Annotated in this window: 10 protein-coding genes and 1 pseudogene; 9 read left to right on the top strand and 2 right to left on the bottom strand. The window is 63.6% G+C overall.

From position 1 onward, the window contains the following. Positions 1-10: 10 nt before the first annotated feature. The 7 genes and pseudogenes from prpC to ACRQ5J_RS09310 all read left to right on the top strand — a co-directional run bounded on the left by prpC (position 11) and on the right by ACRQ5J_RS09310 (position 12,243). A pseudogene (prpC, locus tag ACRQ5J_RS09280) lies at positions 11-1,155 on the top strand (bifunctional 2-methylcitrate synthase/citrate synthase). Between the two features lie 2 nt (positions 1,156-1,157). Continuing rightward, a complete protein-coding gene (gene acnD, locus ACRQ5J_RS09285) occupies positions 1,158-3,788 on the top strand; it encodes a Fe/S-dependent 2-methylisocitrate dehydratase AcnD (protein WP_432382813.1) in 2,631 nt (876 codons plus the stop codon). Next, entirely contained in the window at positions 3,788-4,972 is a 1,185-nt protein-coding gene (gene prpF / locus ACRQ5J_RS09290) for a 2-methylaconitate cis-trans isomerase PrpF (protein ID WP_432382814.1), read from the top strand. Before acnD ends, prpF begins: the two co-directional genes overlap by 1 nt. A gap of 15 nt (positions 4,973-4,987) precedes the next feature. Further along, positions 4,988-6,841: a propionate--CoA ligase gene (locus ACRQ5J_RS09295; RefSeq protein WP_432382816.1), complete on the top strand. Its 1,854-nt coding sequence runs from the start codon at positions 4,988-4,990 to the stop codon at positions 6,839-6,841. A gap of 71 nt (positions 6,842-6,912) precedes the next feature. After that, positions 6,913-7,221 carry a DUF485 domain-containing protein gene (locus ACRQ5J_RS09300; protein WP_432382818.1) on the top strand — a complete coding sequence of 103 codons (309 nt, stop codon included), beginning with the start codon at positions 6,913-6,915 and terminating at the stop codon, positions 7,219-7,221. Beyond that, positions 7,218-8,879, top strand: coding sequence for a cation acetate symporter (locus ACRQ5J_RS09305; protein WP_432382820.1), 1,662 nt, complete (start codon positions 7,218-7,220; stop codon positions 8,877-8,879). The genes ACRQ5J_RS09300 and ACRQ5J_RS09305 overlap by 4 nt, the downstream gene beginning before the upstream one ends. Positions 8,880-8,997: 118 nt before the next feature. Next, positions 8,998-12,243: an EAL domain-containing protein gene (locus ACRQ5J_RS09310; RefSeq protein WP_432382822.1), complete on the top strand. Its 3,246-nt coding sequence runs from the start codon at positions 8,998-9,000 to the stop codon at positions 12,241-12,243. Here the strand turns inward: ACRQ5J_RS09310 and xth are convergent. Further along, positions 12,240-13,004, bottom strand: coding sequence for an exodeoxyribonuclease III (gene xth / locus ACRQ5J_RS09315; protein ID WP_432382824.1), 765 nt, complete (start codon positions 13,002-13,004; stop codon positions 12,240-12,242). The two genes, ACRQ5J_RS09310 and xth, sit on opposite strands and share 4 nt — an antisense overlap. A 400-nt stretch (positions 13,005-13,404) precedes the next feature. Here xth and ACRQ5J_RS09320 point away from each other — a divergent pair, with 400 nt between their 5' ends. Both ACRQ5J_RS09320 and ACRQ5J_RS09325 read left to right on the top strand, forming a co-directional pair. Continuing rightward, positions 13,405-13,812, top strand: a complete 408-nt coding sequence (locus ACRQ5J_RS09320; protein WP_432382826.1) for a hypothetical protein — start codon at positions 13,405-13,407, stop codon at positions 13,810-13,812. 109 nt (positions 13,813-13,921) lie between these two features. Further along, the gene (locus tag ACRQ5J_RS09325) at positions 13,922-14,362 is read left to right on the top strand and encodes a hypothetical protein (protein WP_432382828.1); all 441 of its coding nucleotides are present in this window, start codon (positions 13,922-13,924) and stop codon (positions 14,360-14,362) included. Here ACRQ5J_RS09325 and ACRQ5J_RS09330 read toward each other — a convergent pair whose 3' ends face one another. Further along, positions 14,363-15,859 (bottom strand): leucyl aminopeptidase, encoded by a 1,497-nt coding sequence (locus tag ACRQ5J_RS09330; protein WP_432382830.1) that lies wholly within the window; start codon positions 15,857-15,859, stop codon positions 14,363-14,365. Positions 15,860-15,892: the final 33 nt, after the last annotated feature.

Here is a 15,892-nt window from a genome sequence, read left to right on the forward strand (position 1 = left end):
GGAGACTGATATGACTGAATCGACTTTCAAGCCTAAAAAATCCGTCGCCCTGTCGGGTGTCGCCGCCGGTAACACGGCACTTTGCTCGGTCGGCAAAACCGGCAATGACCTGCACTATCGCGGCTACGACATCCTGGACGTCGCCACCACCTGCGAGTTCGAGGAAATCGCCTACCTGCTGGTGCACGGCAAACTGCCTGCCGGAGCGGAACTGCGCGGCTACAAGGCCAAGCTGAAATCGCTGCGCGGCTTGCCGCAGGCGGTGAAGTCGGCGCTGGAAGCGCTGCCGGCGTCGGCGCACCCGATGGATGTGATGCGCACCGGCGCTTCGGTGCTGGGCTGCGTGCTGCCGGAAAAGGATGACCACAACGTGCCGGGCGCGCGCGACATCGCCGACCGCCTGATGGCGTCGTTCGGCTCGATGCTGCTGTACTGGTATCACTACAGCCATAACGGCAAGCGCATCGAAGTGGAAACCGATGACGACTCGATCGGCGGCCATTTCCTGCACCTGCTGCATGGCGAGAAGCCCAAGGACAGCTGGGTGCGTGCGATGCACACCTCGCTGATCCTGTACGCGGAACACGAGTTCAACGCCTCCACCTTCACCAGCCGTGTCATTTCCGGCACCGGCTCCGACATCCACTCGGCCATCACCGGCGCCATCGGCGCGCTGCGCGGTCCTAAGCACGGCGGCGCCAACGAAGTCGCCTTCGAAATCCAGAAGCGCTACGAAAATCCGGACGAAGCGGAAGCCGATATCCGCAACCGCGTCGCCAACAAGGAAGTGGTGATCGGCTTCGGCCACCCGGTGTACACGGTGTCCGATCCGCGTAATGTGGTGATCAAGGAGGTGGCGCGCCAGTTGTCGGAGGAAGCCGGTTCCACCAAAATGTTCGACATCGCCGAGCGCCTGGAATCGGTGATGTGGGAAATCAAAAAATGTTCCCGAACCTGGACTGGTTCTCCGCCGTGTCGTACCACATGATGGGCGTGCCGACCGCGATGTTCACGCCGCTGTTCGTCATATCGCGCACCTCCGGCTGGTCGGCGCACATCATTGAACAGCGCATCGACAACAAGATCATTCGCCCAAGCGCCAACTATGTCGGCCCTGAAGACCTGAAATTCGTCCCGATCAAGGACCGCAAATAATCATGAACACCGCATTCCGCAAGCCCTTGCCGGGCACCCAGCTAGACTACTTCGACGCGCGCGCCGCCGTCGATGCGATCCAGCCAGGCGCCTGGGCCAAACTGCCGTACACCTCGCGCGTACTGGCTGAAAACCTTGTGCGCCGCTGCGATCCGGCCACGCTCAACGCCTCGCTGTCGCAGCTCATCGAGCGCAAGCGCGATCTGGATTTTCCCTGGTTCCCGGCGCGCGTGGTGTGCCACGATATCCTGGGCCAGACCGCGCTGGTCGATCTGGCCGGCCTGCGCGACGCCATCGCCCAGCAGGGCGGCGATCCGGCGCTGGTCAACCCGGTGGTGCCGACGCAGCTGGTGGTGGACCATTCGCTGGCGGTCGAATGCGGCGGCTTTGATCCGGACGCTTTCGACAAGAACCGCGCCATCGAGGAGCGCCGCAACGAGGACCGCTTCGATTTCATCAACTGGACCAAGAAGGCGTTCAAGAACGTCGACGTGATCCCGCCGGGGAACGGCATCCTGCACCAGATTAATCTGGAGCGCATGTCGCCGGTGATTCAGGCGGTGGACGGCGTGGCTTTCCCGGACACGCTGGTGGGCACGGACTCGCATACGCCGATGGTGGATGCGCTGGGCGTGATCGCCATCGGCGTCGGCGGGCTGGAGGCGGAGAGCGTGATGCTGGGCCGCGCTTCGTGGATGCGGCTGCCCGACATCATCGGCGTTGAACTGAGCGGCAAGCCGCAGCCGGGCATTACGGCCACCGACATCGTGCTGGCGCTGACCGAATTCCTGCGCAAGCAAAAGGTCGTATCGTCGTATCTGGAGTTCTACGGCGACGGCGCCGCGCACCTGACGCTGGGCGACCGCGCCACCATTTCCAATATGGCCCCGGAATACGGTTCCACCGCCGCCATGTTCTACATCGACGAGCAGACCATCAAGTACCTCAGGCTCACCGGCCGCGACGACGATACCGTCAAGCTGGTGGAGACTTACGCCAAAGAGACCGGCCTGTGGGGCGAAGCACTGGCAGGCGCGGAATATGAACGCGTATTGAAATTCGACCTGTCGACCGTCGTACGCAACATCGCCGGCCCGTCGAACCCGCACAACCGCGTAGCGACAACCGACCTGGCGGCGCGCGGCATCGCCCGTGCGCCGGACGGCGCGGCCGGCCAGGCGGATAGCGGCGCAGCCGCGCAGCCGGGCGCCTTGCCGGACGGCGCCTGCATCATCGCCGCCATCACCAGCTGCACCAACACCAACAACCCGCGCAACATGATCGCCGCCGGCCTGCTGGCCCGCAACGCCAACGCGCGCGGACTGGCGCGCAAGCCGTGGGTGAAGTCGTCGCTGGCGCCGGGTTCCAAAACCGTCACGCTGTACCTCGAAGAAGCCGGCCTGCTGCCGGAACTGGAAAAGCTGGGCTTCGGCGTGGTTGCCTATGCCTGCACCTCCTGCAACGGCATGTCCGGCGCCCTGGACCCCGCGATTCAGCAGGAAGTAGTGGCGCGCGACCTGTACGCCACCGCGGTCCTGTCGGGCAACCGCAACTTCGACGGCCGCATCCACCCTTACGCCAAGCAGGCCTTCCTCGCGTCGCCGCCGCTGGTGGTGGCTTACGCCATTGCCGGCACCATCCGCTTTGACATCGAAAAGGACGTGCTGGGCCACGACGCCAGCGGCCAGCCGGTGACGCTGAAAGACATCTGGCCATCGGACGAAGAGATCGACGCCATCGTTGCCAGCGCGGTCAAGCCGGAACAGTATCGCAAAGTCTATATCCCGATGTTCGCGCGCGAGGCCGACGACGGCGTGGCGGTCAGCCCGCTGTACGACTGGCGCCCGCAAACCACCTACATCCGCCGCCCACCTTACTGGGAAGGCGCGCTGGCCGGCGCGCGCACGCTGCGCGGCATGCGCCCGCTGGCGCTGCTGGGCGATAACATCACCACCGACCACCTGTCGCCATCGAACGCCATCATGCTCGATAGCGCTGCCGGAGAATACCTGCAAAAAATGGGCTTGCCCGAAGAGGACTTCAACTCGTACGCCACGCACCGCGGCGACCACCTCACCGCACAACGCGCCACCTTCGCCAATCCCACGCTGAAGAATGAAATGGTGCGCGACGCCGAGGGCAAGGTCAAAGCCGGTTCGCTGGCGCGCGTTGAACCGGAAGGCAAAGTGCTGCGCATGTGGGAAGCCATCGAAACCTATATGGACCGCAAGCAGCCGCTAATCATCATCGCCGGCGCCGACTACGGCCAGGGCTCGTCGCGCGACTGGGCGGCCAAGGGCGTGCGCCTTGCGGGCGTGGAGGCGATTGTGGCCGAGGGTTTCGAGCGCATCCACCGCACCAACCTGGTGGGCATGGGCGTGCTGCCGCTGGAGTTCCAGCCCGGCGTCAACCGCATCACGCTGGGCCTCGACGGCACCGAGACTTATGACGTTATCGGCGAACGCAAGCCGCGCGCCACGCTGACGCTGGTGATCCATCGCGCCACCGGCGCGCGCATCGAAGTGCCGGTGACCTGCCGTCTCGATACGGCGGAAGAAGTGTCCATCTACGAAGCGGGCGGCGTGCTGCAACGCTTCGCGCAGGACTTCCTGGAATCCGCAAAGGCCGCATGATGACTCACCAACCCCAGATCAAAATCCCCGCCACCTATATGCGTGGCGGCACCAGCAAGGGCGTGTTCTTCCGCCTGCAGGACCTGCCGCCAGCGGCGCAGCAGCCCGGCGCCGCGCGCGACCGGTTGCTGCTGCGCGTGATCGGCAGCCCCGATCCCTACGGCAAGCAGATCGACGGCATGGGCGGCGCCACGTCCAGCACCAGCAAGACGGTGATCCTGTCGAAAAGCACACGCGCCGATCATGATGTCGACTACCTGTTCGGCCAGGTTTCCATCGACAAGGCCTTCGTCGACTGGAGCGGCAACTGCGGCAACCTGTCCGCCGCGGTCGGCGCGTTCGCCATCAGCGGCGGGCTGGTTGATGCGGCGCGCCTCCCGCACGACGGCGTGGCGGTGGTGCGCGTGTGGCAGGCCAATATCGGCAAGACCATCATCGCCCACGTCCCGATGAGCAACGGCGAAGTACAGGAAACCGGCGGCTTTGAACTGGACGGCGTAACCTTTCCGGCGGCGGAGGTGCGGCTGGAGTTCATGGACCCGGCGGCGGAAGAAGAGGGCGCCGGCGGCGCGATGTTCCCGACCGGCCAGGTGCTCGATGACCTGGAGGTGCCCGGCCTCGGCACGCTGAAAGCCACCATGATCAACGCCGGCATCCCGACCATCTTCATCAACGCCGACGCCATCGGCTACACGGGAACTGAACTGCAGGACGCCATCAACGGCGACGCCAGAGCGCTGGCGATGTTCGAGACGATCCGTGCGCATGGCGCGCTGCGCATGGGGCTTATCAAAGACCTGGGCGAGGCGGCCACGCGGCAGCATACGCCGAAGGTGGCATTTGTGGCGCCGCCCGCCGGCTATACCGCGTCGAGCGGCAAACAGGTAGCCGCAGGCGATATCGACCTGCTGGTGCGCGCACTCTCGATGGGCAAGCTGCATCACGCCATGATGGGCACTGCCGCCGTGGCAATCGGCACCGCCGCCGCCATCCCGGGCACCTTGGTGAACCTGGCGGCGGGCGGCGGTGAACGGGCCGCGGTGCGCTTTGGCCACCCGTCCGGCACCCTGCGTGTCGGCGCGCAGGCGGTGCAGGAAAACGGAGATTGGTGCGTAAAAAAAGCGGTAATGAGCCGCAGCGCGCGCGTGCTGATGGAAGGCTGGGTGCGCATCCCTGCCAACTAAAAAACTGGAGGAGACATGAGGTACGCTGATTTTTATCAGCGCTCCGTCGTCGCGCCTGAGGATTTCTGGCGTGACGAAGCTGCGCTCATCGACTGGCACACGCCTTTCTCTCAGGTGCTGGATTATTCCCGCCCGCCATTCGCCCGCTGGTTCGTCGGCGGCATGACCAATCTCTGTCACAACGCGGTGGACCGCTGGTGCGCCACGCAGGGCGACAAGCCGGCGCTGATTGCCATCTCCACGGAAACCAACACGGAGCGCAGCTACTCCTTCAACGAACTGCATGTGGAGGTGCAGCGCGCGGCGGCGATGATGCAATCGCTCGGCGTGCGCAAGGGCGACCGTGTGCTGATCTACATGCCGATGATCGCCGAAGCGGCATTCGCCATGCTGGCTTGCGCGCGTATCGGCGCGGTGCATTCGGTGGTGTTCGGCGGCTTTGCGGCGAACAGCCTGGCCAGCCGCATCGATGACGCGCGGCCGGTGCTGGTTGTCTCCGCCGATGCCGGCTCGCGCAACGGCAAGCCGGTTCCCTACAAGCCGCTGCTCGATGAAGCGATCGCGCTGTCGTCGTTCAAGCCGCAGCGGGTGCTGCTGGTGGACCGTGGCCTGGCGCCGATGCGGCGCGTGGAAGGCCGCGATGTCGACTACGCCGCGCTCAGCGCCGCGCATCCGGCGGCGCAGGTTCCGGTGACGTGGCTGGAATCGAACGAGCCCTCATACATCCTCTATACCTCCGGCACCACCGGCAAGCCGAAGGGTGTGCAGCGCGATGTCGGCGGCTATGCGGTGGCGCTGGCTGCGTCGATGAAGTACAACTTCTGCGCACAGGCCGGCGAGGCGTTCTTCGCCACGTCCGATATCGGCTGGGTGGTGGGGCACTCGTACATCGTCTATGGGCCGCTGATCGCCGGCATGGCCACCATCATGTACGAGGGGCTGCCGGTGTGCCCTGATCCCGGCATCTGGTGGCGCATCGTCGAGCAGTACAAAGTGACGCGCATGTTCTCGGCGCCGACCGCGATACGCGTGCTGCGCAAGCAGCCGCCGGAATTCATGCACCGGCACGACAAGTCGTCGCTCAAGGCCTTGTACCTGGCCGGCGAGCCGCTGGACGAAACCACCTCGGGCTGGATCGCTTCCGAACTCGGCGTGCCGATCATCGACAACTACTGGCAGACCGAAACCGGCTGGCCGATCCTTTCCATCGCCAAGGGCATAGAGGATGTGCCGACCAGGCTTGGCAGCCCCGGCATGGCCATGTACGGCTACAAGGTCAAGCTGATTAACGAGGCCACGGGCGGCGAATGCGCCGCCAACGAAAAGGGCGTGCTGATGATCGAAGGGCCGCTGCCGCCGGGCTGCATGCAGACCATCTACGGCGACGACCAGCGCTTCGTCGATACCTATTGGACGCAGCAGCTGTATTCCACCTTCGACTGGGGCGTGCGCGACGAGGACGGCTACTATTTTATCCTCGGCCGCACCGACGATGTGATCAACGTCGCCGGCCATCGCCTCGGCACGCGCGAGATCGAGGAGTCCATCACCAGCCACCCGAATGTCTCCGAAGTGGCCGTGGTGGGCGTGCAGGACAAGATCAAGGGACAGGTGGCGGTGGCGTTCGCGATTCTGAAGGATCCCAGTGCCGGCACGGCGGAGCAGGATGTGATGGCGGTTGTGGATCGCCAGCTCGGGCCCGTGGCGCGGCCGGCGCGCGTCTACTTCGTGACGCAATTGCCGAAGACCCGATCCGGCAAATTGCTGCGCCGCTCCATCCAGGCAATCTGTGAAGGGCGCAGCCCCGGAGACGTTACCACCATCGAAGATCCTGCTTCACTGCAGCAAATACAGAGTGCACTTTTGTAAGCCACCGGTAAGGCTGCTCTTCTATTCTGTGTTTAAGCTCGAATAGAAGAGCATCAATAACGGAGACAAAAATGCACGACGACTTGGTTCAACAACTCAAGCGCGATCCCAATTATCATCAATTGGTCAAATCGCGCTCCCGTTTCGGCTGGCTGCTCACCGCGGCCATGATGGTGGTCTACTACGGCTACATCCTGCTGATCGCCTTCGATAAAGAGTTCCTCGCGACGAAAACCGGCGAAGGCGTCATGACCTGGGGCATGCCGATTGGCCTGTTCGTCATCATCTTCACGGTGCTGATTACCGGCGTGTACGTCCGCCGCGCCAACAGCAAATACGATGAACTGACCCAAGCCATCCACGCCAAGGTGAAGCCATGAGCATCCTGAAAAAACTGATGGCGCCAGCATTGCTGGCCGCATGCGGCGCCGCGCTGGCGGCCGGCGGCGACCTGGGGCAGGCGACCAAGCAGGCCACCAACTGGACCGCGATCATCATGTTCGGCGTGTTCGTGGTGTTCACGCTGTACATCACCAAGTGGGCGGCCGCGAAAACGCGGTCGGCGTCCGACTTCTACACCGCCGGCGGCGGCATCACCGGTTTCCAGAACGGCCTGGCCATCGCCGGCGACTTCATGTCGGCGGCGTCCTTCCTCGGCATCTCCGCGTCGGTGTTCCTGAACGGTTACGATGGCCTGATCTACGCCATCGGCTTCCTGGTCGGCTGGCCCATCATCACCTTCCTGATGGCGGAGCGCCTGCGTAACCTGGGCCGCTTCACCTTCGCCGACGTTGCCGCCTACCGCTTCAAGCAGGCGCCGATCCGCATCTTCTCCGCGTCCGGCACGCTGGTGGTGGTGGCCTTCTACCTGATCGCGCAGATGGTCGGCGCCGGCCAGCTGATCAAGCTGCTGTTCGGGCTTGAATACTGGATCGCCGTGGTGCTGGTCGGTACGCTGATGATGATCTACGTGCTGTTTGGCGGCATGACCGCCACCACCTGGGTGCAGATCATCAAGGCGGTAATGCTGCTGGGCGGCGCAAGCTTCATGGCGATTGCCGTGCTGGCGCAGTTCAACTTCAGCCCCGAGGCGCTGTTCGCCAAATCGGTGGAGCTGCACGCCAACAAGGAATCCATCATGGGTCCGGGCACCTTCATCAAGGACCCGATCTCCGCGATCTCGTTCGGCATGGCGCTGATGTTCGGCACCGCCGGCCTGCCGCACATCCTGATGCGGTTCTTCACCGTGCCGAGCGCGAAAGAGGCGCGCAAGTCGGTGTTCTGGGCGACTACCTGGATCGCTTATTTCTACGTGCTGACCTTCATCATCGGTTTCGGCGCCATCGTTTTGGTGAGCACCAATCCGGAGTTCAAGGACGCGGCGGGCAAGCTCCTGGGCGGTAACAACATGGCTGCGGTGCACCTGGCCAAGGCGGTGGGCGGCAACGTCTTCCTCGGCTTTATCTCGGCAGTGGCCTTCGCCACCATCCTGGCCGTGGTTGCGGGCCTGACGCTGTCCGGCGCATCGGCCGTGTCGCACGACCTGTACGCCACCGTGATCGCCAAGGGCCAGGCCAGCAGCAAGAGCGAGCTGAAAGTATCGAAGATTACCACCATCGCGCTGGGCATCATCGCCGTGGTGCTGGGGATCGCCTTCGAGAAGCAGAACATCGCCTTCATGGTGTCGCTGGCGTTCGCGATCGCGGCTTCGGCCAACTTCCCGGTACTGTTCATGTCCGTGCTGTGGAAGGACTGCACCACGCGCGGCGCCACCATCGGCGGCTTTATCGGCCTGACGCTGGCGCTGGTGATGACGGTGCTGTCGAAGTCCGTGTGGGTCGATGTGCTGGGCCACGCCGAAGCGCTGTTCCCTTATGCGTCGCCGGCGATCTTCTCGATGCCGGCCGGCTTCCTCGGCATCTGGATCTTCTCGTTGCTCGACCGCAGCCCGCGCGCGCGCATCGATCGCGCCGGCTTCGAGGCGCAGGAAATGCGTTCGGAAACCGGCATCGGCGCGGCCGGCGCCAGCGCGCACTGATATAAATCACAACTTGTTGTAGCGATGATGCCCGGTCCGCCGGGCATTGTCGTTTTTAGGGGCGCACACAAGTACATTCATCGCGATAGCCAGGAATGTGGTTTATTATCAGCCAACCATGCTGCCCAGGTATCGAGAGTCGACCAATCCGGAGTTCGTTGCCGATGCGCTGACGCTGATCGGCGTGCCTGCCTGCGCCTGTGATGCGGATGGCGTGGTGCTGGCCGCGAACGCGGAACTGCAGGCTTTACTCGGCCTTGATCCGAGCGGCCGGCCGATGGGCGACCTGTTCGCGCGCCATGTGCGCGAGGCGGCATTGGCGCAGCTGCGCAGCGCCGGGCGCTGGGACAGCTGCCTGACCGGCGCCGATGGCCGCTACCTGCCCGTGCAGGCATGGGCCAAGCCGCTGCCGGAGCAGGGCGTCACCATCATTTTCCACGACATGAGCGACGTCCAGCGCGACCAGCGCGCGCTGCGCAAGGCCCTGCTGGAACAGCAGGCCATCCTTGAAAACGCGGCGGTCGGCATCCTGTTCAGCAAGGACGGCCTTATCCGCGAATGCAATATCCGCTGCGCCGAGATGCTGGGCTACAGCCGCCAGGAACTGGAGGGCGCGCCGACGCTGAACGCCTATCCGAGCGAAGCGGACTACACCAGTCTGGGGCGCGACGCCGGCCCGCTGCTGGCGCAAGGCCGCTCCTTCACGACAGAATTGCAGTTGCGCCGCAAGGACGGCTCGCTGTTCTGGGCGCGCCTTTACGGTCGCGCCGTCGATCCGCAGCACAATGCCGAGGGCACGGTGTGGATCATGGAGGACATCGACGACTCGCGGCTGGCTGGCGAAAAGCTGGAGCGCATGCTGCGCGAACAAAAGGCGATTCTCGATAACGCCTCGGTCGGCATCCTGTTCACCAAGGCACAGGTCATGATGAGCTGTAACGTGCGCATGGCCGAGATGTTCGGCTACGCGCCGGGGGAAATGGAGGGGCAGCCGTCGTCGCTGGTGTTCCCGTCGGCGCAGTCATATGCGGCCTTCGGCCGCGAAGCCGCACCGTTGCTGGGCGCCGGCCAGCCGTTCGAGAAGGCGGCGTGGCGCTTCAAGCGCAGGGATGGCAGCTTGTTCTGGTGCCGCGTGCGCGCCAACGCGGTGGACCTCGAACATCGCGGCGGCGGCACCATCTGGATACTGGAGGACGTGACCGAATCGCTGCAAACGCAGATGGAGGTCGAGGCCATCATGACCAACGCCTCGATGAGCATCCTGTTCACCAAGAACCGTGTCATCACGCGCTACAACCGCGGCTTCGCCGACATGTTCGGCTACGATGCGCAATCGGGCCTTGGCTTGCCGGGCCGCGCCTTGTATCCGTCGCAGCAGGCATATGACCGGCTGGGCGCGGAGGCTTATCCATTCCTCTCCATCGGCAAGCCGTTCCAGACCGAGATCGAGATGCAGCGCGCCGACGGCAGCATCTTGTGGGCGCAGCTGATCGGCTACGTGGTCAATCCGGACGATCCGGCGCAGGGCACGATCTGGGTGATCGAGGACCGCACCGAGCAAAAACGCGCCGAGGAGGCGCTGCGCAACGCGCTGCTGGAAAATCAGGCGATCCTCGACAGCGCGGTGCTGGGCATCTCGGTGGTGGAAAACGGCCGCAACCTCCGCTGCAACCGCAAGATGGAAGAACTGTTCGGCTACGGGCCGGGTGAGATGAATCACCTCAGCGTGCAGGCCTTCTACGCCGACAAGGAGGCCTGGAGCCGCGCGCGCGCCGAAACGCTGCGCGATTTCGACGCCGGCAACGTCAATGTCTCGGAATATGAACTGGTGCGCAAGGACGGCAGCACGTTCTGGGGCCGGCTGTCGGGGCGCCCGTTCGACCTGGCGCAGTCGCGCGGGCGCTCGGTGTGGCTGGTGGACGATATCACCTTGCGGCGCGAAGCGTCGGAGGCGGTGGCCCGCGCGCGTGACGAGCTGGAATTGCGCGTGCGCGAACGCACCGCCGAACTGGCCGGCGCCAACGCGCAATTGCAGGGCGAGATCGTCGAACGCCGCCAGGCGGAGGCGCGGGTGCACCATATGGCCTACCACGACAGCCTGACCGGCCTGCCGAACCGCGCGTTGTTGTCGGACCGGCTGGACCGCGCCATGCTGGCGGCGCAGCGCTCTGAGCGCAAGCTGGCGGTGATGTTCATCGACCTTGACCGCTTCAAGACCATCAACGACTCGCTCGGCCACATGGTGGGCGATCAGCTGCTGAAGGAAGTGGCGGCCCGCGTGTGCGGCGCGGTACGCGTCAGCGACACCGTGGCGCGGCTGGGCGGCGACGAATTCGTGGTGCTGGTGCCGGGCATCCGCGCCGCCGAGGAAGCGGGCCAGGTGGCGCAAAAGATCATCGAGGCCTTGTCCGACGGCTTCCCGCTGGAAGGGCGCAACCTGCACATCACGCCGTCGATCGGCATCAGCGTTTATCCGGACGATGGCGTGGACGTGGACACGCTGATGCGCAGCGCCGACGGCGCCATGTATCACGCCAAGGCCAGCGGCCGCAATAACTACCAGTTCTTCAAAGAGGCGATGAACTTATCGGCGGCGCGCCACTTCGAACTGGAGTCCAGCCTGCGCGGCGCGCTGGCGGCCGGCGAGTTCGAGCTGCACTACCAGCCCATCATGGATATCGGCACGCGGCGCCTGCACGCCATGGAAGTGCTGCTGCGCTGGCGGCGCGGCGGCACGGAGCTGATCACGCCCGACCATTTCATCCCCATCATCGAGGAAAACGGCATGATCGTGCCGATCGGCGCCTGGGTGATACGCCAGGCGTGCCGGCAAAGCATGGCGTGGCAAAGCCAGGGCATGACGCCGGTGCCGCTGGCGGTCAACCTGTCGCCGCGCCAGTTCATGCATCGCGGGCTGGTGGAGTCGGTGCGCGACATCCTCGACGAAACCGGCATCGACCCGGCGCTGATCGAATTCGAAATCACCGAAACGGCGCTGATGCAGCACGGCGAGCAGACGCTGGAAATCCTCGGCCACATCAACGCCATGGGGATCCGCCTGTCGATCGACGATTTCGGCACCGGTTATTCGTCGCTGGCCTATCTGAAGCGTTTCCCGGTCAAGAAAATCAAGATCGACCGCGCCTTCATCAAGGACCTGGAGCGCAGCGCGGAAGACCGCGCCATTGTCTCGGCGATCATCGCGCTGTCGGACAGCCTGCAGCTGTCGGTGGTGGCGGAAGGGGTGGAGACGGAAGGGCAGTACGCGCTGTTGCAGCGCGACGGCTGCCAGTTCGCGCAAGGCTATTTGTTCTCGCAGCCAGTGCCGGAGGCAACGGCGCGGCTGCTGCTGCCGAGGAGTTAAGCGAAGGTCGCCACCACCGGCGTATGGTCCGACGGCTGCTCCCACTTGCGCGGCACGCGGTCGATGATGCAGGCGGTGCAGCGCTGCTTCAGGGCGTCCGACAGCAGCAGGTGATCGATGCGCAGGCCTTTGTTCAGCCGGAAGCCGAGGCCGCGGTAGTCCCACCAGCTGAACGACTTGTCGGCCTGCTCGAACATGCGGAAGGCGTCGGTCAGGCCCAGGTCCAGCAGGCGCTTGAGTTGCGCGCGTTCTTCGGGCGAGACATGCACCATGCCTTCCCACGCGGCCGGGTCGTGCACGTCGCGGTCTTCCGGCGCGATGTTGTAGTCGCCCACCACCGCCAGTTGCGGATAGTTGGCCGCTTCTTCCTGTATCCAGTCGTGGAAGGCGTTCAGCCACGCCATCTTGTACTGGAACTTGTCCGAACCGACCGCCTGGCCGTTGGGCACATAGGCGCACACCACGCGCACGCCATCGATGGTGCCGGCGATGATGCGCTGCTGCGGGTCCTCGAATTTCGGATTGTTTTTGACGATATCGTGGATGGGCAGGCGTGAAATAATTGCCACACCGTTATAAGTCTTCTGGCCGGTGTAGGCGACGTAGTAGCCGGCCGCTTCCAGCTGCGCCAACGGAAACTTGTCGTCAGTTAATTTTGTTTCCTGAATAGCTAGCACATCTGTAGGATTTTCCTCTAGCCATTTCATAACGTGCGGCAGTCTTACGTTCAAAGAGTTAACATTCCATGTGGCTAATTTCATATGGGTTCTTTCTTGCGTTTGGTCGAGTGGCTTGCATCTTACAGCATCTGGATTTAACACATTGCGTTACAAGAATATAAAGTTGTATGAAAAAACATGAAAAGTCCTTCCTTAAGACAGGGGCTAGGGCCTAAAATGTTGCGTAATGTGTGAAATTAAAAAAAAATTGCCAAGCCTGTCTCGTTGTTGTCAAAATAGAACTGGAAGGCGACACACAATAAGCGAAATAGAAATATACTAGTGAAAAATCAGTGGAAAACTTGTGTTTCCGTTTAGCAACCAAAACAGCAATATTTACGTATCGACCTGTGTTGTAATGACGCAAGAAATGATACTATACGGAAATAACTTGTGGTTTTTATAGTGAATGGCGCTTAGCGCATTTGCAAAGGAATGGAAAATGCGAACTGCATTTGAGGCATGGGCACAGCGCGACGGTCACATTGTACGCCGCCGCGAAGACAAGCCAGAGGAATACCTGGTCTTCGAAACGCAACGCCGCTGGGTAATCTGGCAAGCGGCGCTGGAACACGGCAAACCGCCAGGCGGGCGCAAGACCGCCGCGCAAAAGGAAGCTGCCGCCGCTGAGAAGCGCGCCGCCGCCGCCGTGGAACGTCCGCCGGCCATCAACGCCGACGAGGCGGCCGTGCGCAATCAGGTGCTGAACGAAGTGCTGGACGCCTTCTCGTCGCTGGGCGGCGAGCGCGGCATGGACGACATCCTGAAAGTGGTGCAGGGCCTGAAGAAGAAGCAGGACCAGGCCGACCAGCCGGTACGCGCCAAGGCGCCGGCGCGCCAGGACGCCTGACGCGCAGGGCGCAAGGCGTAAAGTGCAAGGCTTTACGCCGCTTGATCTCGCATATAGAACCGCCAGCGGACTGCTACACTGGTCTGTATCGTTATTCCAGAGACAGACCATGTATCTCCGCCCCGCTGCAGCGGTCGCGCTGCTCGCCTCGCTGGCGGGCTGCGCCTCCCTGACCGAACCCACCGAACAGAATGTGCTGGTGCAGACCGTGCTCGATCACCGCGAGATCGCCGGTGTCGGCTGCGTGCTGTACAACGACATGGGCAAATGGTTCGTCACCACGCCGGCGCGCATCACGCTGCGCAAGAGCGCCGGCCCGCTGCGCATCGATTGCCAGAAGTCCGGCAAGGGCTGGGCCTACGAAAGGGTGGAGTCCAGGGCGGACGCCAATATCTGGGGAAATCTGGTGCTGACGGCCGGCGTTGGCCTGTACGTGGACCGCAATACCGGCGCCGGCTACGACTATCCGGACGTGCTGACGGTGGTCATGCGTCCGGCGCAGGAAAAGGAAGATGGGCCACCCCCGGCTGCGGGCGTGACCCTGTTCTGATTAGTTGGCGCGGTTAATCAGGAAGTTCGACAGCAGCGGCACCGGGCGGCCGGTTGCGCCTTTGTTGCCGCCTGATTTCCACGCGGTGCCGGCGATGTCCAGGTGCGCCCAGGTGTACTTGCGGGTGAAGTTCTCCAGGAACGCGGCGGCGGTGCACGAGGCGCCGCCCGGCGTGCCGATGTTGGCCAGGTCGGCGAAGTTGGACTTCAGCTGCTCGTTGTACTCCTCGCCGATCGGCAGGCGCCACGCGGTGTCGCTGGACGCTTTGCCGGCGGCCATGATCTCGTCGGCCAGCGCGTTGTGGACGTCGTCGTCGCGGGTGAACAGGCCGCTCTTGTGGTGGCCCAGGGCGACGATGCAGGCGCCGGTCAGCGTGGCGATGTCGATCACGGCGGCCGGGTTGAAGCGCTCGGCGTAGGCGAGCGCGTCGCACAGCACCAGGCGGCCTTCGGCGTCGGTGTTGAGGATCTCGATGGTCAGGCCGTTCATCGAGGTGACGATGTCGCCCGGCTTGGTGGCGCGGCCCGACGGCATGTTTTCGCAGGCGGCGATCACGCCGATCACGTTCAGCTTCAGGTTCATTTCGCCGATGGCGCGGAAGGTGCCCAGCACCGAGGCGGCGCCGCCCATGTCGTACTTCATCTCGTCCATGCCGGGACCGGCTTTCAGCGAAATGCCGCCGGTGTCGAAGGTGATGCCTTTACCGACCAGCACCACCGGCGCATCCTTGGCCTTGCCGCCCATGTGCTTGAGGATGATGAATTTCGGCGGCTGCTCGCTGCCGTTGGTGACCGACAGGAAGCTGTTCATCTTCAGCGCTTCCAGCTGTTTGCGGTCCAGCACCTCGACCTCGAACTTGTAGTCCTTGCCCAGTTTCCTGGCGACGTTGGCCAGGTAGGTTGGCGTGCAGACGTTGGCCGAGGTGTTGCCCAGCTCCTTGGTCAGGTCGATGCCGTTGGCGATCGCCACGGCCTGCGCCAGCGCGAGCTTGGTGGCGGCGTTGTTCGGCACCGCCAGGGCGATTTTCCTGACGCCGGCGGCGGCCGGGTCTTTCTTGCTCTTTTGGCCATCGGTGCGGAATGCCGACTCGTGGGCCGCTTGCACCACGCAGCGGATCGCCCAATTGACGTCACGCTCTTTCACTTCGGTCATCGGCAATGCGATAATAGCGTCGCTCGCGCCCAGGGTGGAGAACACCTTCAGCGCGGCGGTTACGCCGCCGGCAAAGCTTTTCTCGCCGACGGCGTCGTCGCTGCCCAGGCCAACCAGCAGCACGCGGTCGGCGGCGGCGCCTTTCAGGCCGCGCAGCAGCAGGGTGGCGCCGGCTTTGCCGGTGATGTCGCCGGACTTGAGCGCAGCAGTGATTTCACCAGCGCCGTCCAGCGCCTTGGCAGCTTGCGACAGCTTTTTGTTCTCGAAGACCGCGACGGCGATGACGCCGGCTTTGGCCGTAGCGATGGTGTTTTTTGTGTCGAATGCTTTTATGCTAAAGTCCATTTGATTCTCCGTGTCGTGTACGTACTTAAAACT

Origin of the sequence: Duganella sp. P38, from assembly GCF_050859475.1 — a bacterium.
GTDB lineage: Bacteria > Pseudomonadota > Gammaproteobacteria > Burkholderiales > Burkholderiaceae_D > Rugamonas.

Coding starts and splice junctions, on each gene's coding strand:
- acnD (WP_432382813.1), top strand. CDS start 1,158: ATGAACACCGCATTCCGCAAGCCCTTGCCGGGCACCCAGCTAGACTAC.
- prpF (WP_432382814.1), top strand. CDS start 3,788: ATGACTCACCAACCCCAGATCAAAATCCCCGCCACCTATATGCGTGGC.
- ACRQ5J_RS09295 (WP_432382816.1), top strand. CDS start 4,988: ATGAGGTACGCTGATTTTTATCAGCGCTCCGTCGTCGCGCCTGAGGAT.
- ACRQ5J_RS09300 (WP_432382818.1), top strand. CDS start 6,913: ATGCACGACGACTTGGTTCAACAACTCAAGCGCGATCCCAATTATCAT.
- ACRQ5J_RS09305 (WP_432382820.1), top strand. CDS start 7,218: ATGAGCATCCTGAAAAAACTGATGGCGCCAGCATTGCTGGCCGCATGC.
- ACRQ5J_RS09310 (WP_432382822.1), top strand. CDS start 8,998: ATGCTGCCCAGGTATCGAGAGTCGACCAATCCGGAGTTCGTTGCCGAT.
- xth (WP_432382824.1), bottom strand. CDS start 13,004: ATGAAATTAGCCACATGGAATGTTAACTCTTTGAACGTAAGACTGCCG.
- ACRQ5J_RS09320 (WP_432382826.1), top strand. CDS start 13,405: ATGCGAACTGCATTTGAGGCATGGGCACAGCGCGACGGTCACATTGTA.
- ACRQ5J_RS09325 (WP_432382828.1), top strand. CDS start 13,922: ATGTATCTCCGCCCCGCTGCAGCGGTCGCGCTGCTCGCCTCGCTGGCG.
- ACRQ5J_RS09330 (WP_432382830.1), bottom strand. CDS start 15,859: ATGGACTTTAGCATAAAAGCATTCGACACAAAAAACACCATCGCTACG.